Below are 24,000 nucleotides of genomic sequence, written 5' to 3'. Positions count from 1 at the left end.
TTTTTATATAAAAAAATATCTTTCCTGTGATATAAAAATGTATGAATCTAATCGGTCAGTGGAATTCAAAACATAGGCAGCAGCCATTGTTTACATACCTCACTAAAAATATTAATATATAAAAGTATGACGGGGTTGGCAATGCAGACAGGTTTTAATTTATGGAGGAGAAATGGATTTACTTAAAAAATTTGTACCGTATTATAAACCTTATATAGGCGTGTTTTTGCTTGACCTTGTGGCGGCATCGATCTTATCTTTGATCGATCTTGTTTTTCCTCAGCTTTTAAGAGTGCTCAGAGAGAGCTTGTTTTTGGAAACTCCGGAAAAAATCATCGCAGGTGTGACAAAGCTTGCGATCATTCTTCTTATAATGTATACAGTCAGATCCTTGTGCAAACATTTCGTGACCTATCAGGGACACATGATGGGAGCAAGGATGGAATCCGGCATGAGACGCGATCTCTTCGAGCAGTTCGAAAGATTTTCCTTCTCATATTATGACAAAAACAACACAGGTGAGATGATGAGTAAGCTGATATCTGACCTTTTTGATATATCCGAGCTCGCCCACCACGGCCCTGAAAATATTTTTATTTCGGTTGTGAAGCTTACCGGTTCCTTCATTATCTTAATGACAATAAATGTGCCGATGACACTTATACTTATGGCAATCGTATTGTGCATGGCTTTTTTTTCATATAAACAGAACAGGCACATGCGCAGGACTTTTTATGACAACAGGAAAAAGATAGCAGGAATTAATTCCTCTCTTCAGGATACACTTGGCGGAATAAGAGTCGTTAAATCTTTTACCGGAGAGGACATTGAAAAAGCCAAGTTCGATAAGTCAAATGAGGCATTTCTTGATTCGAAAAAAGCCAACTACCTTACCATGGCTATGTTCCAGTCGGGCAACAATTTTTTTGAAGGACTGATGTATATTGCAGTTATTGTAGCCGGCGGTCTTTTCATCGCCAGGGGCTCTCTTTCTGTAGAAGACCTTGCGGTTTATGCGCTTTATATCAATGTTTTCATAGCTCCCGTTAATGTCCTTATCGAGTTTACAGAGATGCTGCAGAAGGGAATGGCAGGATTTCGTCGATTTAGAGAAGTGATGGATGTGGTGCCTGAAATACAGGATGCGCCCGATGCAAAAGAGCTCACAAACTGCATTGGAAATGTCGATTATGAAGACGTATCTTTTTCCTATGATGATGACGAGGAGAGAGTTCTAAGCCATATTGATCTGCACGTTCAGGCAGGAAAAAAAGTTGCGATCGTTGGTCCTTCCGGCGGCGGAAAATCTACTCTTTGCTCACTCCTTCCCAGATTTTATGATGTGTCAAAGGGGGCTGTAAAAATAGATGGACAGGACGTAAGGAGCCTTACTCAGAAATCGCTCCGAGGTGTCATTGGTATCGTACAGCAAGAGGTGTATCTTTTTAACGGCACTATCAGAGAAAACATTGCATACGGAAAACAGGGTGCAAGCTTTGAAGAAATAAGGGACGCTGCAAGGAAAGCGGATATGGATGATTTCATATCTTCCCTTCCAAACGGCTATGATACTTTGGTTGGAGAAAGAGGTGCGAGATTATCGGGAGGTCAGAAGCAGAGAATAGCTATCGCCAGAGTTTTCTTAAAGAACCCGCCGATCCTGATACTCGATGAAGCGACAAGTGCATTGGATAACGAATCAGAGAGATACATTCAGGGAAGCCTTGATAAGCTCGCCGATGGAAGAACTACAATCACTATAGCTCACAGACTTTCTACTATTAAGAATGCGGATGAGATAATAGTTCTCGACAGCGATGGCATACAGGAGAAGGGTACGCACAAGGACCTTCTTGCAAAGGGCGGAATGTATGCAAAATACTACAATATGCAGTTTGGCGATTCGGAAGAATAAGGAAACAGCAGGAAACTGAGTGGTTTCGCGTATATAACAGATATTAGAAGCAATAAATTTAAGGAGACACAATGTCATTTGCACATTTACATGTTCATACAGAATATTCACTTCTGGATGGCTCCAATAAGATAAAAGAATATGTAAAGAGAATAAAAGAACTCGGCATGAATGCAGGTGCTATAACAGACCACGGCGTCATGTACGGAGTGATAGATTTTTACAAAGCCGCAAGAGATGCGGGGATCAAGCCCATCCTTGGGTGCGAAGTATACGTTGCGCCGGGATCAAGATTCGAAAAAGAGGCAGGAGTAAACGAAAACAGATACTACCACCTGGTTCTTCTTGCTGAGAACAACAAGGGCTATGAAAATTTATCGCATATCGTAAGCCGCGGTTTTACGGAAGGCTATTACTACAAGCCGCGAGTTGACCTTGAGCTTTTGAAGGAATATAGCGAGGGACTAATCTGCTTATCTGCCTGCCTTGCAGGAGAGATTCCCAAGGCGATATCGAGGGGAGACCTTGAGGAAGCAAGAGCTGCTGCAAGAAGATATGATGAGATCTTTGGTCACGGCAACTTTTTCCTGGAGCTTCAGGATCACGGGATTCCGGAGCAGAGGTCTGTTAATGCCGCGCTCATGACCATGTCAAAAGAGCTGGATATTCCTCTTGTTGCAACGAATGACTGTCACTACACCTACGAGGATGATGCCGAGGCGCATGATCTTCTTTTGTGCATCCAGACCGGCAAGAAGGTGTCCGATGAAGACAGAATGCGCTACGAAGGCGGACAGTATTACGTAAAAAGCGAAGAGGAGATGCGAAACCTCTTTACCTATGCACAGGAAGCAATCGACAACACGCAGAAGATCGCGGACAGATGTAACGTCGAGATAGAGTTTGGTGTTACAAAACTGCCTCACTTCGATGTGCCGCCCGGATACGATTCATGGACATATCTGAACAAACTCTGCGACGACGGAATGAAGGAAAGATATCCCGATGATGACGGAACAATAAGAAAACAGCTTGAATACGAGCTCTCAGTTATTCAGAGGATGGGCTATGTCGATTACTTCCTTATCGTATGGGATTACATAAACTACTGTAGGGAAAACGACATTGCAGTAGGCCCCGGACGTGGATCTGCTGCGGGCTCTGTAGTTTCATATTGCATGCACATCACCAATATCGATCCCGTTAAGTATGACCTTCTCTTTGAGCGTTTCCTTAATCCCGAGCGTGTATCAATGCCTGATATAGACGTGGATTTCGAGTACGAGAGAAGACAGGAAGTTATTGATTACGTTACCGAAAAATACGGCGCAGACAAGGTCGTACAGATAATTACCTTCGGTACGCTTCAGGCAAAGGGTGTAATAAGAGATGTCGCAAGAGTTCTTGATCTGCCCTACAGCTACGGCGATGCTCTTGCAAAGATGATCCCGACAGAGCTTGGAATAACCCTCGATAAGGCTCTTGAAATGAATGCTGAGCTAAGGGGCCAGTATGAAAGTGACCCGCAGGTAAGGCATCTTATCGACATGTGCAGAAAACTCGAAGGCCTTCCAAGACATACATCGATCCACGCGGCAGGCGTTGTTATCTGCCAGAAACCCGCAGAAGACCTCGTTCCGTTGTCACGATCCGCAGAAGGAAATATAACGACACAGTTTACTATGACTACCATAGAAGAACTGGGCCTTCTTAAAATGGACTTTTTGGGACTAAGAACCCTTACTGTTATAAAGGATGCCGTAAAATACGCAAACGAAACGATAGGTGCAAAAAAAGGCGATCCGAATTTCATAGACATAGACAAGATCGATTATGACGATCAGAAGGTCCTTGATGCGATAGGAAGCGGACACTGCGAAGGTATATTCCAGCTTGAAAGCAGCGGGATGCAGTCCTTCATGAAAGAGTTAAAGCCGCATTCACTTGAAGACATCATAGCCGGAATTTCCCTGTATCGCCCGGGCCCGATGGACTTTATTCCTAAATATATAGCCGGAAAATCCGACGCGAAAAACATAAGCTATGAGGCCCCGCAGCTTGAGCCTATTTTGTCTGCAACCTACGGCTGCATCGTATATCAGGAGCAGGTAATGCAGATAGTTCAGCAGCTTGGCGGATATACACTGGGACGAGCTGACCTTGTTCGCCGTGCCATGAGTAAGAAAAAGCAGCATGTCATGGAGGTAGAGAGGGAGAACTTCGTAAACGGTAATGCAGACGAAGGCGTTCCCGGTTGCGTATCCCTCGGAATAGATGCAGGTGTTGCCAATAACATATATGATTCAATGATGGATTTTGCAAAGTATGCTTTTAATAAGTCACATGCTGCATGCTATGCCGTGGTTTCCATGCAGACAGCCTGGCTTAAATACTACTATCCCGTTGAGTTCATGGCAGCGCTTATGACTTCTGTTATAGATAACCCGGGAAAAGTTTCCTTCTATATAATGTCATGCAGAAATATGGGAATAGAGCTTCTCCCGCCTGACATAAACGAGGGATTCGGCGGGTTCTCCGTTGCAAGATCAGAAGACGGCAAAAAAGCGATACGCTATGCGCTGACTGCAATGAAGGGTGTCGGAAGACCTGCCATAGAATCAATTGTAAGAGAGAGGACTGAGAGAGGAAAATTCAGAAACCTTAATGATTTCCTCACAAGAATGCAAAGCTATGGCGACGTTAATAAGCGCGCTGTCGAAAGCTTTATAAAGGCTGGCGCTTTAGATAGCCTTGAGGGAACAAGAAAGCAGTTCATGTGCTCTTTTGCAGCCATGATGGACCGCATCAGCAACCAGAACAAAAACACTTTTGCAGGACAGATATCTTTATTTGACCTCGCGCCCAAGGAAGTAAAGGAGCAGTTTGATATTAAGCTTCCGGATGTCGGAGAATATCCAAAGGACATGCTTCTTGAATTTGAAAAAGAAGTGCTTGGTGTCTACGTTTCAGGGCACCCTCTAGAAGAATACGAGGGACTTTGGAAAAAGCATATCACTGCAAAGACCACAGATTTTTATGTGGACAATGAATCGGGAGTTCCTATTGTAAAGGACAATGAGACCGTGACAATAGGCGGACTTATCGCGGATAAAAAGACAAAGTACACGAAAAATGACCAGGTAATGGCATTTATAACAGTGGAAGACCTTGTTGGAAGCGTAGAAGTAATTGTTTTCCCCAAGACCTACGAGAGCAATTCCGGAAGGCTAAGCGAAGATGCGAGAGTCTTCATCCAGGGACGCGTATCCTGCGAAGAAGACAAGGATGCCAAGCTTATTGCAAGTAAGATCCAGCTCTTTGACGAAGTCCCGAGGAAAGTGTGGATACAGTTTTCCGATATGAAGAGTTATTCAGATAACGAAAAGCTCCTTAATGATACGCTGCTTGGACTTGAAAAAACAGCTCCCGCAAGGGATATTGTCGCCATCTATATCAAGGAAACGAAGCAGGTCAAAAACCTTCCTTCTTCGATGAAAATCCATGCTGATGACAACAATCTCGCAAAACTGTCCGAAATTTTTGGCGCCGAAAATGTAAAAATCGTATGATAATAATTATCTAATCGAAAATTTATCGTTAAAATATTGGCGAACATAATTGCAGATTGACTTTTTTTGATATAATATAGTAGGCGTAAAACTGATAATAAATATGATTACGAGGTAGTACCGGTTATGGCAAAGGAAATAAAAACTATTGGAGTACTTACAAGTGGTGGTGATGCACCCGGAATGAACGCAGCTATCCGTGCTGTTGTACGTAAGGCTCTTGCAAATGGACTTAAAGTAAAGGGTATTAAAAAAGGCTACATGGGTCTTCTTAATGAAGAAATCTATGACATGGACCGCAGAAGCGTTGCTGATATCATTCAGCGAGGTGGTACAATTCTTGGAACAGCAAGATGTATGGAGTTTACAACTGAGGAAGGTCAGAAGAAGGGTGCTGAGATCTGCAGAAAGCACGGCATCGACGGAATGGTTGTAATAGGCGGTGACGGTTCATATAGAGGTGCTCAGAAGCTTTCAGCACAGGGAATCAATACTATCGGACTTCCCGGAACTATCGACCTTGATATTGCTTGTACTGACTATACTATCGGATTTGATACAGCTATTAACACAGCAATGAATGCTATTGACAAGATCAGAGATACTTCATCTTCACATGAGCGTGTAAGTATCGTTGAGGTTATGGGCAGACATGCAGGATATATCGCACTTTGGTGCGCAATCGCTAACGGTGCTGACGACATCCTTCTTCCTGAGAAGTATGATTACAACGAACAGCGTATTATCGATAACATCATCGATAACCGTAAGAAAGGTAAGACACACCACATCATCCTTAACGCAGAAGGTATCGGCCACTCAGCTTCTATGGCTCGCCGTATCGAGGCTGCTACAGGTCTTGAGACCAGAGCTTCTATCCTTGGTTACATGCAGCGTGGTGGTAGCCCGACCTGTAAAGACCGTGTATATGCTTCAATGATGGGATGCTATGCAGCTGATATCCTTACAGCAGGTAAGACAAACAGAGTTGTTGCTTACAGAAACGGTCAGTTTGTTGATTATGATATCGATGAGGCTCTTGCAATGAAGAAGTCTATCAACGAGTATCAGTATGAGATAAGCAAAATACTGTGATCAGTGAATTTTTGACCCCCTCTTCGCCCGCAGCGAGAGGGGGTTTTGTGATATATTGCACATTTTATTTTGAAGAGGACTGTTTTTATGATTTCAAGCACAAATAATGCCCGCGTTAAGAAGGTCTGCGAATACGCAAAAAAAGTAAAGGCAAGAAGAGAAGATAAGGTTTTTCTTGTTGAAGGAATAAGGATGGTCAGAGAGGCAAAGCTTTCTGATATCAGGGAAGTGTATGTCACGACCCATTTCCTTGATAATGCAAAGGGAAAAGACAGAGACCTGGTTTTTGAGATCATGAATAACAAAGACATATTTTTTGAAGAGGTTTCTGATGATGTCATGAAGAAGATGGCTGACACCCAGACTCCCCAGGGAATACTTGCAGTTGTGAGACAGAAAAAATGGACACTTGATGATATGACTGCAAAGACGAGCGATGGAAGAGAGCCTCTTCTTTTGATCCTTGAAAATATACAGGACCCCGGAAACCTGGGGAATATGTTCAGAACTGGAGAGGGCGCTGGCGTAACCGGAATAATCATGAGCAGTGATATGGCTGATGTGTATAATCCAAAGGTTGTAAGATCAACAATGGGAGCGATTTTCCGCGTTCCGTTTTGCTATACTGACTCTGTCCCCGGTATAGTCAAAGAACTCCATGAAAAGTATAATATAGTAAGCTATGCGGCTCATCTAAAGGGAACCAAAAACTATGATGAGGTAGAGCTTACAAGGGGCTCTGCATTTCTTATAGGAAATGAGGGGAACGGCCTTACAAAAGAAGCTGCGGATGCAGCAGGTGAGTATCTTCTTATACCGATGCTTGGAGAGGTTGAGTCTATGAACGCCGCAACAGCAGCTGCAATCCTGACTTTTGAGGCAGCAAGGCAAAGAAGAAATATGACGAAATAACTGGAAGAAACAGGAAATAACCAGGAAATAAAAGGAGGTATAGGTATGACAATAGGTTTTATCGGACTTGGAAATATGGCAAAGGCCCTTATGGGCGGAATTATTTCAAAGGGTGTTTTTGATCCTGCTGACATTATCGGATCTGATCCTATGGAGGCAGCAAGAGAGAGTGCTGCAAAGAAATTCGGGATCAGGGTACTTAATAACAACGCAGATGTTGCAAAGGAAGCGGACATTATCCTCCTTGCGGTCAAGCCTCAGTTTCTTAAGGTTGCTATCGCAGACATAATGGATGAAATCGATGACCAAAAGCTTGTGATCAGCATTGCCGCAGGAAAGAGCCTTGAGTGGATCGCTAAAGAATTCGAAAAAGAAGTAAAGGTGATCCGCGTAATGCCAAATACACCTGCACTTGTAGGCGAGGGCTGCGCTGCAGTCTGCCCCAATAATCTGTGCAGCGAAGATGACCTTAATATCGCACTGGATATTCTCAGAAGCTGCGGTACTGCTAATGTTGTAACTGAGAATTTGATGGACGTTGTTACAGGAGTTTCGGGCTCATCACCCGCATACGTATTTCTTTTCATAGAAGCTATGGCAGATGCGGCAGTCCTTGGCGGAATGCCCAGAAAACAGGCTTATGAATTTGCAGCTCAGGCAGTTCTTGGAAGTGCCAAGATGGTCCTTGAAACAGGCAAGCACCCCGGGGAATTAAAGGATATGGTATGTTCTCCCGCCGGAACCACAATCGAAGCTGTAAAAGTTCTCGAGGAAAGTGGTTTCAGAGGCACGATAATGGATGCTGTTGAAGCAGCTATTTTGAGAAGCAAAGAACTTTAAAAATACAAAGATTACAAAAATGCAATAATTTTAAAATGGCGATTTTGCAGGGCTTTCAAGGATTTGAAAGCCCTTATTTTTTGGCGTTTCCGTTCAAAAGTTGACATCATAACAATCATTTGTTACAATAATCAATGTTTTGTGGTAACAAATACGTAACAATTGAAAAAAGGAAGAAAAAATATGAAAACAGCAGGCACGATGATGCGCAGTATTATTGCATTTGCACTTGCGATGGTTCTGTTCGGAACTTCCGGTAGCATCAAGGTACAGGCGAGAACAACTAGCATTTTGAACAGTAACGATGTAGGAATCGGTAACATACTTAATCCTACAGATGTTGCAGAGATATCAGATGAAGAGGTTGCAAAGGCAGCTGACGTAGCTTCAGAGATCAACAACCAGGTTGATGTCGCAGATGACGAGGATGAATCAGAGGACGAAGATAACAGTTCTCTTGTTATGGCAAATGTTTCACAGGTCATGAATATCAGAATTGCTCCCGAAGAGGATGCAGAGAAGGTCGGAGTTTTATACAAGGACTGCGGCGGTAAGATATTAGAGCAGGAAGATGGCTGGACCAAGATCCAGTCAGGTGAAGTGGTCGGTTGGGCCAAGGACGAATACCTTTACTTTGGAGAAGAAGCTGAAGAGATCGCACAGGAAGTTGGCGTTCAGCTTGTAACTAGTAAGGAAGATGCTCTCAGAGTAAGAGCTGAGGCAAGTGAAGACGCAGATGTCTTAGGCGTTATAACCGGTTATGGATTTGTAGATATGATCGAAGATCTGGGCAATGGCTGGATCGAAGTTGACTATAACGACGAAACAGGTTATGTTCAGGCTGAATATGTAGATAAGGACTTCCGCATAGATGAAGGCGAGACAATGGCTCAGATCCAGGCTCGTGAAGAAGAGGAAGCCAAGAGAAAAGCAGAAGAAGCTACTAAGAAAGCTAAGCTCACCAAGAATACAGGAGCTGTAGCAGCAGGCGCTGATGAGACAAGACTTCTTGCAGCACTTATCCAGTGTGAAGCAGGAAACCAGCCTTATGAAGGTAAGGTAGCAGTAGGTGCGGTTGTTATGAACCGTGTTAAGAGCGGAGCTTATGCAAACACTATTTCCGGTGTTATCTATGCATCAGGACAGTTTACTCCCGCACTTAACGGAACTGTTGACAGAGTTTACAACAGCAGCGTTTCAGATAGCTGCATGCAGGCAGCGCAGGCAGCACTTGCAGGTGAGACTACATGCGGAACAGCAACTCACTTCAGACGTGCAGGCGGCCATGACGGTCTTGTTATCGGAGCACACGTATTCTGGTAATAACAAGGGGTACGATTGTTTGCAATAATATGTTAAAATATAGCCTGATTGTGGTTTATAGCCGCAATCGGGCTTGCTTTTTTATTCAGGCTCTATAGGTAGTAAATTTCCGGATATATTTGTTTTACAGCATTGTTCACCGTATTTGTATTTTTGGCAATTAAGGGAGGATAGATTATGGCAGTAAACTTAAAGGGCAGAGATTTTTTAAAGCTACTTGATTTTGAACCTGAGGAGATCACGTATCTTCTGGACCTGGCAGCAAAGCTTAAGGATGAGAAGAAAAAGCATATTCTTCACGACAATTTCAGGGGAAGAAATGTTGCGCTTATTTTTGAAAAGACAAGTACAAGAACCAGATGCTCTTTTGAAGTTGCAGCGCATGACATGGGTATGGGAACAACATACCTTGATCCTACCGGATCACAGATAGGCAAAAAAGAAAGCATTGCAGATACGGCAAGAGTTCTTTCAAGCATGTATGACGGCATAGAATACAGAGGCTTTGGACAGGACATCGTAGAAGAGCTTGCAAAATATTCCAAGGTTCCCGTGTGGAACGGTCTTACCAATGAGTTTCATCCTACACAGATGCTCGCTGATCTGCTTACAATAAGAGAGCATTTTGGAAAGCTCGAAGGAATACACCTTGTATATATGGGTGATGCAAGATATAACACCGGTAATTCCCTTATGGTTGCCTGTGCAAAGATGGGCATGCATTTTACAACATGTGCACCAAAGAAGTACTGGCAGAATGAGGAACTGATAAATACCAGCAAAGAGATTGCTAAAAAGACAGGCGCAGTTATAGACCTCACAGAAGATGTAAATGAGGGAACAAAGAACTGCGACGTCATTTCCACAGATGTATGGGTATCCATGGGAGAACCCGATGAAATCTGGGAAGAGAGAATAAATGACTTAAAGCCCTATGCAGTTACCAAAGCTGTCATGGATAATGCAGGAGAAAATGCAGTATTTATGCACTGCCTCCCCGCTTTTCACGATCAGGGAACAGGCATAGGAAGACAGATAAAAGACAAATTCGGACTTAGCGAGATGGAAGTAACCGATGAGGTATTTGAGTCTGAAAAGTCCATCGTATTTCAGGAGGCTGAAAATCGCATGCACACCATAAAGGCAGTTATGTATGCGACAATAGAATGACCGCAAGATGAACAGCGAAGAGATAAAAAAATATCTGACCACAAAGGTCATGGGAAGTGAAGTTGAATATCACGACATTATAGGCTCAACGAACAACGCAGCTGATGATGCGGGAAAAAGCGGAAAAGATTCAGGATACCTTGTTGTTGCAGACAGGCAGGATGCCGGAAGAGGCAGCAGGGGAAGAAACTGGATATCTCCTGCAGGGCACAACATTTTCATGAGCCTGATGATAAGACCACAGATACCTATGGATAAGGTCTCAGGACTTACGCTTGTTATGGCGATATCTGTTTCAGAAGCTGTGGAAGATATACTTTATGATTTTTCATACAGCGAGAAATTGCCCGGTATCAAATGGCCAAATGACGTTGTGTTAAATGGCCGCAAGATATGCGGAATCCTCACAGAGCTTCATCCCGAGGCTGACGGCAGCTACTACGTGGTTATAGGCGTAGGAATAAATGTTAATCAGCCGGGCGACCTTTTTTCAGATGAAATAAAGGACATGGCTGGATCTGTTTTTTCAGAGACAGGGAAAAAGACTGACAGATCAAAGCTCATAGCTTTATGCATGAAGCACTTTGAAGATAATTTTGAAAAATATGAAAAGACCATGAACCTGTCACTTTTAAAGGATACTTATGAAAAAAGGCTTCTAAACATAAATAAGCAGGTTCGCGTGCTTGATCCGCTCGGAGAGTACGAGGCCACGGCTCTAGGCATAAGCGATGAGGGATGCCTTATTGTGAGATCAGATGATGGAGAGGTCAAAAATATAAATGCCGGAGAAGTCAGTATCAGAGGACTTTACGGCTACACATAAATGGAGGTTTCTATGTTACTTGTAGTTGATGTGGGAAATACAAATATAAATTTTGGCGTTTTTAATAATGACAAGATTGTTGCCAGCTTTCGAATGATGTCCAGAACAGCGCACACATCGGATGAGTATGGTAATAACCTTATAGCCATGCTAAGGAACAACGGCATCGATAAAAATGAAATAGAAGGAATTATAATCGCAAGTGTTGTTCCCAATGTCATGCACGCACTTGTTAATTCAATGATAAAATACCTTGGACATAAGCCTTACATAGTAGGACCCGGAATTAAAACAGGTATCCAGATAAAAACAAAGAATCCTTCTGAAATAGGACCAGACCTTGTTGTAGGCGCGGTTGCAGGATACGAGATAATGGGCGGGCCGGTCCTTGTAGTTGATTTCGGAACAGCAACCACATACGTACTGGTAAATGACAAGGGCGAATTCACATCAGGCGTTGTAAGCCCCGGAATTAGGATTTCCGCAAAGGCACTTTGGGAAGATACAGCCAAGCTTCCCGAAATCGAGATCAAAAAACCTGATTCCATTCTTGCCCAGGAAACTATCAGCTCCATGCAGGCAGGACTTGTTTACGGGCAGATAGGTCAGAGCAAGTACATAATAAATGAGATGAAGAGAGAATCAGGCTATAGCGACATGAAGGTTATAGCTACAGGTGGTCTTGGCAGAATAATCTGTGAGGAAGTCGAAGAGATAGATGTGTATGATCCGAACCTCATTCTCACCGGACTTCGCCTCATCTATGAAAAGAACAGAAAAAACAAGCCTCACCTCGAAGGCTTTGGAGATACGGAGTAATTATTTAGTTTGGAGTTTTTATAATGAGCAGTTTTGATGAAAAAAATGAAAATCCTGAAATTGAGAAGCGCACTGAAAACGTATACAGCGAAGAAGGTAGCGTTGGCGAAGAAGAGAAAATCCACTCAGATACCTTAAATGCCAACAAGCAGGGAAGACGCCTTATCATAAATAAGGAAACAGGAAAAATAACAAACGCTGAAACAGGCGAAGAAGTTTCTGATATTCAGGTTGTTACAGAAGACGGATCTCTTGGAAGTATCTCTGCAGGCGGAAGGATAATCCTTTGTGGCGCCAATGCTTATGAGATGAAATACTACTTTAATCCGCTTTTTAAAAAGATTCCCGAGAGCATTCAGAGGGAGCTTCACATTATCTGCGTTCTCTTTACTCAGGAAGCGGGCGGCGTTTTTACAATAGAATTCGAAGATGACGGAACCATAACAATGGAGACCAACAGCAGCGATGAGGATATCACCTATGATGAGATAAGCGCAGGTCTTCTTATAGGAGAAGTCAGAAGACAGAGACAGGATCTCTTCGAGGCACTTCAGATGTATTACAGAGCTATGATCCTTCACGAAGACATGAGCCATATTTTAAGTGAGGATGATGAGTGATGTATAGGGCAAAAAATGCCTTTGGTAATGACAAATTGAAGTACAACGAATATCTGCATCCCTTAAGGATAGGCGATGTGGAGCTTCCGAATAATATAATACTTGCTCCCATGGCGGGGGTATCTGACCTGCCGTTTAGGCTTTTATGCAGGGAAAACGGGGCGGGCCTTGTGTGCATGGAAATGGTAAGTGCCAAGGCTATCACTTATAAAAACAAGAATACTGACAGCCTCATGGATATACATCCTTCGGAAAGACCGGTATCTTTGCAGCTTTTTGGATGTGATCCTCAGATCATGGCAAAAGCAACAGCGATGATAAGTAATAAGCCCTACGACATCCTTGATATAAACATGGGATGCCCGGTTCCCAAGGTTGTAGGAAACGGAGAGGGATCAGCTCTAATGAAAAATCCGCAGCTCATCGAAGAAATAGTAAGAGCTATGGTAAATGAGACTGACAGACCGGTTACCGTAAAGATTAGAAAAGGCTTTAATGACAACAGCGTAAATGCCGTTGAATGTGCCAAAGCCGCAGAAGCAGGCGGCGCAAGTGCCGTAGCAGTCCATGGAAGGACAAGAGAACAGTACTACAGCGGAAAAGCAGACTGGAGTATTATAAAGAAGGTCAAAGAAGCGGTGGGAATTCCGGTTCTTGGTAACGGTGATGTTACAGACGGAGAAAGCGCAAAGCGCCTTATGGAAGAAACAGGGTGCGACGGCATCATGATAGGAAGGGCCGCTGAAGGAAATCCCTGGATTTTCAGAGAGGTCATAGGCTATCTAGAAGGCGAAGAAGTACAAAGACCCACAATGCAGGAGATGTATGATACAATAATCAGGCATGCGGATCTGCAGCTCAAATATAAGGGCGAATACATCGGCATCAGAGAGATGAGAAAACATGTATCCTGGTATACCACAGGCCTTCCCGGATCAGCAAGATTCAGGGCTATGGTCAACACTATGGATGATATGGAAGCGCTAAAAAAAGCATGTGCGGAGATATTCAAAATCAAGGAATAATAAGAATTTTGACTTTTGCACTCTATGCATATATAATATGATAACTGTTTTAACAAAGAGAAGGGGTAAACAACAATGGAAGAGAAAAAGAACATATTAACATATGAAGGTCTTAAGGCTTATGAAGATGAGCTTCATGAACTCAAGGTAGTAAGACGTTCAGAAGTAGCTGAGAAGATCAAAGAAGCCCGTGAACAGGGTGACCTTTCAGAGAATGCTGAGTATGATGCAGCAAAAGATGAGCAAAGAGATATCGAAGCTCGTATCGAAGAACTTGAGAAAATCCTTAAGAACGCAGAAGTAGTTGTAGACGAAGACGTAGATCTCAACAAGGTAAGCGTTGGATGTAAGGTTAAAGTCCTTGATATGGAAGTAAATGAAGAAATCGAATACTCAATCGTTGGTTCTTCAGAGGCTAACAGCCTTAAGGGTAAGATCAGTAACGAGTCACCCGTAGGTAAGGCTCTTATCGGAGCAAGGGTTGGCGACGTAGTAGACGCTGAGACACAGATGGGCGTATTCCAGTACAAGATCCTGGAGATCGTTCGTAAGTAATAGTGATTATCTTTGTGGGGACATAATTATTGTCCCCATAACTATGTAACAATTAATTTTTTATTGAATTTAGAAGGGCGAAAAGAAGTGGCAGAGAATCAGCAGAACAACCAGAAAAATCAGAAGACAGAAGATATCAATCAGCTTAAGAAGGTAAGACGTGAAAAGCTTGCAGATCTTCAGGCAAACGGAAAAGATCCTTTTCAGATTGTAAAGTATGATCAGACACATCACGCACAGGAGATCCGCGACAGATTTGAAGAGCTTGAAGTTGTACCTCAGACAGACGAAGAAGGAAAACAGATAACACCTGAATTATCAGATATACCTGCAGAAAAACTTGTATCTCTTGCAGGACGTATGATGAGCAAGCGTGTAATGGGTAAAGCTTCCTTTGCAAATCTTCAGGATAAATCAGGTCGTATGCAGCTGTACGTATCACGTAATGACCTTGGTGATGATTCTTATGCAGCTTTTAAGAAGATGGATATCGGTGACATCATCGGTGTTAAGGGATTTGCATTCCGCACAAAGACAGGTGAGATCTCAGTTCACGTTAAGGAGCTCACACTTTTGTCCAAGTCACTGCAGCCTCTTCCGGAGAAATTCCACGGCCTTACAGATACAGAGATCCGTTTCAGACAAAGATATGTAGACCTTATCATGAACGAAGAGGTTAAGGATACATTCATAAAGAGATCTCAGATCATTCAGGAGATCCGTAACTTCCTGTCTGCAAGAGACTTCATGGAAGTTGAGACACCTATGCTTGTAGAGAATGCAGGTGGTGCAGCAGCAAGACCTTTCCTTACTCACTACAATGCACTTGATGAGGAGAGAAAGCTTCGTATCTCACTTGAGCTCTATCTTAAGAGACTTATCGTAGGCGGACTTGAGAGAGTATACGAGATTGGTCGCGTATTCAGAAACGAAGGTACAGACACAAGACACAACCCTGAGTTCACACTTATGGAACTCTATCAGGCATATACAGATTATGAAGGAATGATGGAGCTCACAGAGAGCATGTTCCGCTATCTTGCTGAGAAGGTTTGCGGCACAACACAGGTTCCTTACGGTGATCACATCATCGACCTTGGCAAGCCTTTCGAGCGCCTCACAATGAACGATGCTATTAAGAAGTACGCAGGCATTGACTTTGATCAGGTTAAGACTGACGAGGAAGCTAAGGCAATCGCTAAGGAGCGCGGAGTTGAATTTGAGGATCGTCACACAAAGGGCGACATCATCAACCTCTTCTTCGAGGAGTTCTGCGAAGAGAAGCTGATCCAGCCTACATTCATCATGGATCATCCTCTTGCAATATCACCTCTTACCAAGAAGAAGCCTTCAGATCCTGACAAGGTAGAGCGTTTCGAACTCTTCATCAATACATGGGAGATGTGCAATGCATACTCAGAGCTCAACGATCCTATCGATCAGAGAGAGCGTTTCGCAGCGCAGGATGCCAATGCGGCAGCAGGCGACGAAGAAGCCGAGCACACAGATGAAGACTTCTTGAATGCCCTTGAAATCGGCATGCCCCCCACCGGCGGCATCGGTTACGGCATCGACAGACTTTGTATGCTTCTCACGAACAGCGCTAATATAAGGGAAGTTTTGCTCTTCCCGACACTTAAGAGCTTAGACAAGTAAAAGATTGATAAATACTGAGGATGCAGTAACCATGAGGGGTGTCACCACACCCAATTTACACCCGTTCAAATTGAACTTTAGATCGTGGGTGTATTCGTTAATCAGATATTCTGTGATATTTAAAAGGTTTTATCAGTTAACAAAGTGAGAAAATCCTCCAAAATCGGACCAATTTTATCAGAGAACTCATGAGACAATTTGTGAACGAAAATAGAGGATGATCTCCTGTGAATTTAATAGTGATTTTTACATAGAGCAATTTTCCAGCTTCGGAGAATTGCTCTTTTTTCTTGCCCGAAAATCGGGTTTAACCACTATTTCATTTCACAGGAGGAAAAAGATGAATTTCGAAGATTTCAAAGAAAACTTTTCAAGCGATGTAAAAGACACATTGGAGAGAAGAAACGGTATTGAGTACGAGGTGGATGCCAGGACAGTCGAAAAGATGAATTCAACCTACGAGGCACTTACAGTAAAACCTGAGGGAAGCGTCATCGGCGTTAATCTTAATCTCACAGATATCTACAAGGAATTGGAGAATGGTGCAGATTACGGAGTTCTCGTTTCAAAATCTGCTGATCTTGCAGCAGAGGCTATCGAAAATCGTCCAGATTTCGATCTTGCATCCATTACAGATTACGACAAGATGAAGAATACGCTGGCGATTGAGGTTGTATCAGCTGAGAGAAACAAGACAAATCTTGAGAACGTGCCTCACAGAGATATGGAGGATATGGCAGTTGTTTACAGATTTGTCCTGGGGGATACAGGTTCGGGCTCAAGCAGCTCAATTCTCGTGACAAATCAGATGCTTGAGAACTACGGTATCACTGCAGATCAGCTTCATGAGGATGCAATTAAAAATGCACCGGAAATCAGACCTCTCGTTATTGAGGGTATGGCAGAGGTTTTAGCAAAGCAGATGGGTGTTGAAGACCTTGAGTTGATGGGGCTCAATATCCCGTCAGAACAGGAGCAGATGTTTGTAGCATCCGTGGAAGGAAATGTTCACGGTGCAGGAGTACTTGCTTATCAGGACTTCATGGATAAGGCTGCTGAAAGAGCCGGAGGAAGCTTTTTCATTTTGCCCAGCAGCATCCATGAGGTCCTTATTATTCCTGATAATGGAAAATTCGATACAGCGAGCCTTGAGAACATGGTCAGAGAGGTTAATGCCACAACAGTGGATATCGAAGATCAGCTCACAGACAATGTCTATCACTACGATGCAGATGAGAAAGTTTTTGAACTTGCAGAGAAGTTCGAGGACAGAGTAGCTGCTAAGGAAACTGATATTTCAAAGGAGGAAAAGTCCAAAGGAATATCAAAGCCTCACAAGGATCGTGGAGGCGAAGCTCTCTAATGGATAAATACGCGGAAGATAAGCCTTTGAGCTGTAAATACTGCTACTGGGGCACCAATAAGGGCGAATGTACAAGGGATGTCTGTTATTACCTTGTGAAGCCCAGGAAGAAACCGCGTTTTAAGTGCAAAGATAATTGTCCTTACAGTGTAGGCCAGCCGTGTATCGGCTGGTGTACACGTAAGATGCTTGAGGAAAAGGGGAAATAATCTAAAATGGCTGATTTTGAATATTTTTACGGACAGGAAGCTGATCTTTTCAGTTTTATAAGGGTACCAAAGCTTTTGTTTACAGATGACAGGTTTAAGAGATTAAGCAGTGATGCGAAAATTCTGTATGGCCTATTGCTCGATAGAATGAGTCTATCTGCAGATAATAAGTGGTTTGATGAAAAAGGAAGAGTGTATATTATCTACACGATAGAGGAAATCGAGAAAACTATTGGCTGTGCTAATGGTAAAGCCGGTAAAACCCTGAAACAGTTAGTCGATATTGGACTTGTTGACAGGACTTATCAGGGACAGGGCAAAGCAGCACTTCTTTATGTGAAGAAAATTCTTTCAGACATGTCAAAATCGCATTCCAAGACATGCGAAAATCGCACTTCTAGGGATGTGAAAATCGAATCTCAAGACATGCGAAAATCGCAATGTAATAATACTGAGATTAATAATACTGATTTTAGTAATACTGAGAATAATAATCTTATCTCATCCAATCTCATCAGAATATACCCTCCGGGATATAAGGCTGAGGATGAAGCAGATAAGATACGATGCGATGAGATAAGAGAAGATAACATGTCTGATATAACAGAATTAAAAAAGTCTGTTATGGAGAAAATAGATGCTGACACTCTTAAGCAACGATTCCCGTATAGTAAAGACCTTATTGATCAGACGGCTAACCTGATAGTAGATGTTCTATCCGATGATGTTGATTATTACATCATTGGTGGAGCCAGGAAGAAACCTGAGCTCGTAAAAGATCAGTTTAGAAACCTTGAATACAGGCATGTTGCATATGTGATTGATTCACTTAAGACCGTCACTAATGACATTCGAAATATAAGACAGTATCTGATTGCAGCACTTTATAACGCACCATTAACGATTGACGCCCACTATGAGTCACAGGTTAACCATGACTTATACAGGGGCGATTTTTAGTTTAGGAGAAAAACAAATGAGTAAAGGCACAGTATATGCCCTGGTAAACCAAAAGGGAGGAACGGGGAAGACCCAGAGTGCAGAGAATATCGGGATCGGACTGGCTGATGAAGGCAAGAAGGTTCTGCTGGTTGATATGGATCCGCAGGGCTCCCTGACTATTAGCCTGGGATATCCAATGACGGATGATATTCCAGTGACCATAACAGACATCATGGCAAACATTCTCCAGGAAATACCGATAGAACCGGGTGAGGGAATAATCCATCATACAGAAGGAGTGGATCTCATGCCTGCAAATATTTCTCTGGCCGGAATGGAGGTGTCACTTGTAAATGCCATGGGCAGGGAGAGAATCCTCAAGGAATATATCGATTCTGTAAAACACAATTATGATGCTGTTCTGTTGGACTGCAGCCCATCACTTGGAATGCTGACCATAAATGCCATGACAGCTGCAGATAAACTGATTATTCCGATGCAGGCTCAGTATCTTTCAGCAAAAGGACTGGAGGCGCTTCTTCAGACTGTAAACAAGGTGAAGAGGCAGATGAATCCGGGACTGAAGATTGATGGCATTCTTCTTACCATGGTTGATGGGAGAACCAATTATTCCAAACAGATCAGTGAACTTGTGAGAAATGTTTATGGCGGAAAAATCAATGTCTATGCTACGGAGATTCCGCATTCAGTGAGGGCTGCAGAGATAAGTGCAGCTGGAAAGAGTATTTATAAGCATGATCCGAAGGGAAAAGTGGCTGTGGCATACAGGCAGCTAACGAAGGAGGTGCTGAAAAATGCAGAAATTGCGCGGAAACATTCAGCTTACGAGTTATGATGACATTTTCAAGACGGATGGGGATGGCCTGAATAATAGCCAGGGAGACGATAAGGCCAAAGAACAGTTTGATAAAGGGGGAGAACAGGTTGTTGATATTTCTATATCGGATCTCCATCCATTTAAGAACCATCCCTTTAAGGTTCTGGATGATGAGGAGATGGCTAAAACTGTTGATAGCATCAAAGAGTTCGGGGTACTCACTCCGGCAATTGTTAGACCAAGAAGTGAAGGCGGGTATGAGATTGTGTCAGGACATAGAAGATGTCATGCTTCTGAAATTGCTGGAAAGGAAACAATACCCTGTATTGTAAGAGACCTGGATGATGATGCCGCTACGATTTTGATGGTAGATGCCAATCTGCAAAGAGAATCGCTTTTGCCAAGTGAGAAAGCGTGGGCATACAAAATGAAGTTGGATGCTGTGCGTAGAAAAGCGGGAAGACCTACGAAAGAAAATTCGTGCCAAATTGGCACGAATTATCGCGCGGACCATGTTGTTGCGAAAAACTCAGAAGATAGTCCAAGACAAGTACAGAGATATATCAGTCTTACCAATCTTCTTCCGGAAATCCTGGATATGGTCGATAACAAACAGATTGGTTTCAATCCGGCAGTTGAGATTTCTTTCCTGAATGAATCACAACAACGCCAGCTCCTTGAAGCAATGGACTTTTCACAGTCTACACCATCGCTGTCTCAGGCACAGCGCATAAAGAAGCAGGCACTTGAAGAAGGAATAACGCAGGAGGCTATGAATGTAATCATGTCAGAAGAGAAAAAGTCAGATGTGGACAGAGTTACGATAAAGAACGATGTCCTAAGGAAATATTTTCCGAAGTCATATACTCCAAAACAGATGGAGGATACAATTGTGAAGCTGCTTGATCAGTGGCAGAAAAAGAGAATGCATGAAAAACACCTGTGACCACGGATAAAGCCAGCTGATAGTTTGAGAGGGGGAGATTTTTATGCAGGAGACGGTTGAAGAGAAAACCGTAAACCTGGCTATCAGGACAGGCAAACTTTCTATGAGATGTCTGGTGGGGGCAGTCAGGGGATTTATTAATCATAAAAGGCGAAAGCAGATGATGGGACCCAAAAGATACAGGGGCAAGCAGACAGTAAAGCAGCTCCTTAGTCAGGATCAGGGTGCCACCAGTATGGTTATAGGAGATGAGGGCATAAGGGAATTTCAGCGTATCGCCAAAAGATATGGGGTAGATTTTGCAATAACGAAGGATAAATTTGCTGATCCACCTGTATATACAGCGTTCTTTAAGGCAAAGGACATGGATGCACTTGAAGCAGTCATGGATGAATTCGAAAAAACAAGAGCATTCAAGAAAGACAGACCCAGCGTAATAAGGCAGCTTGGCATCTACAAGGAAAAGGCAAAGGAGCAGATCATAAAAGCCAAAGTTAAAGTAAAGGAGATGATCAGATGACACGTAAACAGAAACGTATTATCCTTCTTAATCTTCCGTATCTGCTTATCGGGCTTGTTGCCACAAATCTTGGAGAAGCCTGGAGACTTTCTTCAGGGACAAATGCTACTGACAGAATCAATTCGCTGATACAGGAAATACCGGTTGCCATGGCGAACTTTTTGCCCAGTCTTCATCCTTTTGATATGATGATTGGCGCAGCAGTTGGTGCAGGCTTCAAGCTGGTTGTGATATACAGAAGTAAGCATGCAAAGAAATACAGACAAGGTGCTGAATATGGTACAGCAAGATGGGGAACAGCTCAGGATATTGAGCCATATATAGCTCAAAAGTTTGAGGATAATGTCATACTGACTCAGACTGAACGCTTATCCATGGAGAGCAGACCCAAGAACCCCAAGTACGCAAGAAATAAAAATGTTCTTGTTGTCGGAGGTTCCGGTTCAGGTAAAACACGATTCTTCCTGTTGCCTAATCTGCTTCAGATGCACAGTTCATATGTAATAACCGATCCCAAGGGGGACCTCATTATCAAAACTGGCAACTGCCTTAAGAAGCATGGGTACGATATTAAAGTGTTCAATACCATCAATTTCAAAAAGAGTATGCATTATAACCCGCTGCATTATATCCATTCCGAAAAGGATATCCTGAAGCTGGTCAATACCCTTATTTCAAATACAAAGGGTGAAGGAAAGTCCGGTGATGAATTCTGGACGAAAGCGGAGACGCTGCTCTATACGGCTCTGATCGGTTATATCTATTATGTTGCTCCTTATGAGGAGCAGAACTTCAATACACTGCTTGAGCTTCTTAATGCATCGGATGTGAGAGAGGACGATGAAGATTATATGAGTCCGGTGGATATGCTTTTCAGGGATCTTGAGCGGAAGGAGCCAAATCATTTTGCAGTAAGACAGTATAAAAAGTTCAAGATGGCGGCGGGCAAGACCATGAAATCAGTGCTTATAAGCTGCGGCGCAAGACTTGCTGCTTTTGATATCGAGGAGCTTCGTGAAATAACAAGGTATGATGAACTCGACCTTGATATGTTGGGAGATAGGAAAACAGCTCTATTTCTTATCATGAGTGATACAGATCCGACCTTCAATTTCCTTATTGCTATGATCTACAGTCAGATGTTTAATCTGCTCTGTGAAAAAGCAGATGATGTTTATGGTGGTAAACTCCCTGTTCATGTGAGATGTCTTATCGATGAGACAGCGAATATCGGGCAGATACCGCACCTTGAGAAGCTTGTGGCGACCATTCGAAGCCGTGAAATAAGCGCATGCCTGTTCCTTCAGGCAAAGTCACAGCTAAAAGCTATATACAAAGATAATGCTGATACCATAGTCGGCAATATGGATTCACAGCTATTCCTTGGCGGTACAGAGCAGACCACTCTGAAAGATCTTAACCAGATTCTTGGCAAGGAAACTATAGACATGTACAACACCGGTGAGAGTAAGGGTAACAATCCATCGTACTCCATGAATTACCAGAAGACAGGTAAGGATCTCATGTCCATAGATGAGATAGCAGTAATGGATGGTGGAAAGTGCATCTTGCAACTTAGAGGTGTGAGACCGTTCTTGTCGGATAAATACGATGTAACGCAGCATCCGCACTATAAGGAGACAGCGGAGTATAACCCCAAGAACAAATATGACATAGAGAAGAATCTCATTCCAAAGATGTCACTTAGGGATGAGGATTTATATGATGTAGTAGAGGTGTAAAGATAGTGATGAGGCAGAAGTTGGCTATGAAGTATCATTCTTTGTAGCATTCTGCCTTATCAAAAATGTATTGAGTTTATAAATGAATGATTATATACTTTAGGGACATGAATTTTTACGCTTGCGAGGACTAAATGGAAGAAGTAAAAAATACAGTTTATGTGTATGTGGATGAGTCAGGTAGTATTACTAAAACAAATATAAGCAATAATAGATATTTTATTATTGCCATGCTATTTACGGATAATCCTACCGCAATACGTAGGCTGTTTAAGAAGAAAATTTCACAACTAATAAAGAATGATAGCAAAAGAAAAGAGACACTGATTAAGAACAAAGAGATTAAGGGATCTGATATATCTGAGAGCAAAAAATTACAGATATATCAGCATGTGTTAACACACGGAAAAGATACTCTTGAGCTAGGAATAATCGTTTTAGACAATAATTATGCAACTGACAAATTCATTGAAAATCATGCTAGGGCATTTAATTATCTTGTTCAGGTATATTTAGATAGTTGCTATAGAAAGCATAGCAAATATATGACAGGATCAGGTAAAATTGAGATACTCCTTGATGAACAGAATGTTGCAACTGGAGCAAAGTATAACTTGGAGGAATACCTGAATCAGCAGCTGACTATGTCCAACCCAATTTGTGATTCGTTTGCCGCAAATTATACAGATTCCAAGAATGAAAAACTTGTTCAATTAGCAGACTTTGTAGCAAATACTTTTTACAGAAATATTGAAAAGAAAGATGAGAATAGCGCTGAAAATTTCAAATTATGGATGGATTCTTTATGTGGTGATGATATTTTTGACTTTTCTGAGGCGCATGATATCAAACTAAATTTTTGACTAAAATCCTATTTAATGTTAATATTAAATCAGCAAAGTAAATCGTTGCAAACCGCATGAGGATGTAAGGCAGATGTAAGCTGTCCGGTCCAGCGTTTTTGTTAGAAGGGCATTCCAGATATGGGATGTCTTTTGTTGTATATAGAATTTTACATAGGCCAGCAAAGGCCGGAGACGTCCGGTACTTACTGGTCTGTTTTTATGCCCAAATTCAGGTGCACAGGGAGGAAGGCATAACGAAACTATCAATCA

The 24,000-nt window shown here is 42.6% G+C and carries 21 protein-coding genes; all 21 read left to right on the top strand.

Features of this window, described 5'->3' with window-relative positions:
- The first annotated feature begins 172 nt into the window (after positions 1-172).
- The 21 genes from T543_RS01935 to T543_RS01835 all read left to right on the top strand — a co-directional run bounded on the left by T543_RS01935 (position 173) and on the right by T543_RS01835 (position 23,748).
- Positions 173-1,915, top strand: a complete 1,743-nt coding sequence (locus tag T543_RS01935) for an ABC transporter ATP-binding protein (RefSeq protein ID WP_035765143.1) — start codon at positions 173-175, stop codon at positions 1,913-1,915.
- A gap of 71 nt (positions 1,916-1,986) precedes the next feature.
- A complete protein-coding gene (locus T543_RS01930) occupies positions 1,987-5,484 on the top strand; it encodes a DNA polymerase III subunit alpha (RefSeq protein ID WP_035765142.1) in 3,498 nt (1,165 codons plus the stop codon).
- Positions 5,485-5,610: 126 nt separating this feature from the next.
- Positions 5,611-6,579 carry a 6-phosphofructokinase gene (pfkA, locus tag T543_RS01925; protein ID WP_035765141.1) on the top strand — a complete coding sequence of 323 codons (969 nt, stop codon included), beginning with the start codon at positions 5,611-5,613 and terminating at the stop codon, positions 6,577-6,579.
- An 87-nt stretch (positions 6,580-6,666) separates the two neighbouring features.
- Complete coding sequence (locus T543_RS01920; protein WP_035765140.1) at positions 6,667-7,491, top strand: TrmH family RNA methyltransferase; 825 nt, start codon at positions 6,667-6,669, stop codon at positions 7,489-7,491.
- Between the two features lie 45 nt (positions 7,492-7,536).
- The gene (proC, locus tag T543_RS01915) at positions 7,537-8,331 is read left to right on the top strand and encodes a pyrroline-5-carboxylate reductase (protein WP_035765139.1); all 795 of its coding nucleotides are present in this window, start codon (positions 7,537-7,539) and stop codon (positions 8,329-8,331) included.
- Between the two features lie 183 nt (positions 8,332-8,514).
- Positions 8,515-9,654 carry a cell wall hydrolase gene (locus T543_RS01910; protein WP_035765136.1) on the top strand — a complete coding sequence of 380 codons (1,140 nt, stop codon included), beginning with the start codon at positions 8,515-8,517 and terminating at the stop codon, positions 9,652-9,654.
- Between the two features lie 177 nt (positions 9,655-9,831).
- Positions 9,832-10,824, top strand: coding sequence for an ornithine carbamoyltransferase (gene argF, locus T543_RS01905; RefSeq protein ID WP_035765133.1), 993 nt, complete (start codon positions 9,832-9,834; stop codon positions 10,822-10,824).
- A gap of 7 nt (positions 10,825-10,831) precedes the next feature.
- A complete protein-coding gene (locus T543_RS01900) occupies positions 10,832-11,650 on the top strand; it encodes a biotin--[acetyl-CoA-carboxylase] ligase (RefSeq protein ID WP_035765131.1) in 819 nt (272 codons plus the stop codon).
- Positions 11,651-11,662: 12 nt separating this feature from the next.
- Positions 11,663-12,469 (top strand): type III pantothenate kinase, encoded by an 807-nt coding sequence (locus tag T543_RS01895; RefSeq protein ID WP_035765128.1) that lies wholly within the window; start codon positions 11,663-11,665, stop codon positions 12,467-12,469.
- 23 nt (positions 12,470-12,492) lie between these two features.
- Entirely contained in the window at positions 12,493-13,089 is a 597-nt protein-coding gene (locus tag T543_RS16165; RefSeq protein ID WP_242839441.1) for a DUF6145 family protein, read from the top strand.
- Positions 13,089-14,114 carry a tRNA dihydrouridine synthase DusB gene (gene dusB, locus T543_RS01885; RefSeq protein WP_081829888.1) on the top strand — a complete coding sequence of 342 codons (1,026 nt, stop codon included), beginning with the start codon at positions 13,089-13,091 and terminating at the stop codon, positions 14,112-14,114. The genes T543_RS16165 and dusB overlap by 1 nt, the downstream gene beginning before the upstream one ends.
- 75 nt (positions 14,115-14,189) lie before the next feature.
- On the top strand, positions 14,190-14,669 hold the full coding sequence (greA, locus tag T543_RS01880) for a transcription elongation factor GreA (protein ID WP_035765126.1): 480 nt from the start codon (positions 14,190-14,192) through the stop codon (positions 14,667-14,669).
- Between the two features lie 87 nt (positions 14,670-14,756).
- A complete protein-coding gene (lysS, locus tag T543_RS01875; protein WP_035765123.1) occupies positions 14,757-16,325 on the top strand; it encodes a lysine--tRNA ligase in 1,569 nt (522 codons plus the stop codon).
- Between the two features lie 340 nt (positions 16,326-16,665).
- Positions 16,666-17,688, top strand: a complete 1,023-nt coding sequence (locus T543_RS01870; RefSeq protein WP_035765121.1) for a DUF5688 family protein — start codon at positions 16,666-16,668, stop codon at positions 17,686-17,688.
- Positions 17,688-17,897, top strand: a complete 210-nt coding sequence (locus tag T543_RS01865; RefSeq protein WP_035765119.1) for a hypothetical protein — start codon at positions 17,688-17,690, stop codon at positions 17,895-17,897. The genes T543_RS01870 and T543_RS01865 overlap by 1 nt, the downstream gene beginning before the upstream one ends.
- A gap of 6 nt (positions 17,898-17,903) precedes the next feature.
- The gene (locus tag T543_RS01860; protein ID WP_035765117.1) at positions 17,904-18,857 is read left to right on the top strand and encodes a replication initiator protein A; all 954 of its coding nucleotides are present in this window, start codon (positions 17,904-17,906) and stop codon (positions 18,855-18,857) included.
- Between the two features lie 16 nt (positions 18,858-18,873).
- Positions 18,874-19,695: a ParA family protein gene (locus T543_RS01855; protein ID WP_026491472.1), complete on the top strand. Its 822-nt coding sequence runs from the start codon at positions 18,874-18,876 to the stop codon at positions 19,693-19,695.
- Complete coding sequence (locus tag T543_RS01850) at positions 19,655-20,623, top strand: ParB/RepB/Spo0J family partition protein (RefSeq protein ID WP_035765115.1); 969 nt, start codon at positions 19,655-19,657, stop codon at positions 20,621-20,623. Before T543_RS01855 ends, T543_RS01850 begins: the two co-directional genes overlap by 41 nt.
- 43 nt (positions 20,624-20,666) lie before the next feature.
- The gene (locus tag T543_RS01845) at positions 20,667-21,143 is read left to right on the top strand and encodes a PcfB family protein (RefSeq protein WP_035765114.1); all 477 of its coding nucleotides are present in this window, start codon (positions 20,667-20,669) and stop codon (positions 21,141-21,143) included.
- Positions 21,140-22,885, top strand: a complete 1,746-nt coding sequence (locus tag T543_RS01840) for a VirD4-like conjugal transfer protein, CD1115 family (RefSeq protein ID WP_035765112.1) — start codon at positions 21,140-21,142, stop codon at positions 22,883-22,885. Before T543_RS01845 ends, T543_RS01840 begins: the two co-directional genes overlap by 4 nt.
- Before the next feature lie 134 nt (positions 22,886-23,019).
- Positions 23,020-23,748 (top strand): DUF3800 domain-containing protein, encoded by a 729-nt coding sequence (locus tag T543_RS01835; RefSeq protein ID WP_035765110.1) that lies wholly within the window; start codon positions 23,020-23,022, stop codon positions 23,746-23,748.
- Positions 23,749-24,000: the final 252 nt, after the last annotated feature.

The organism is Butyrivibrio sp. NC2002 (genome assembly GCF_000702265.1).
Lineage (GTDB): Bacteria > Bacillota > Clostridia > Lachnospirales > Lachnospiraceae > Butyrivibrio.
The sequence above is the reverse complement of the archived record's forward strand: the minus strand, read 5'-3'. Positions and strand labels throughout refer to the sequence as shown.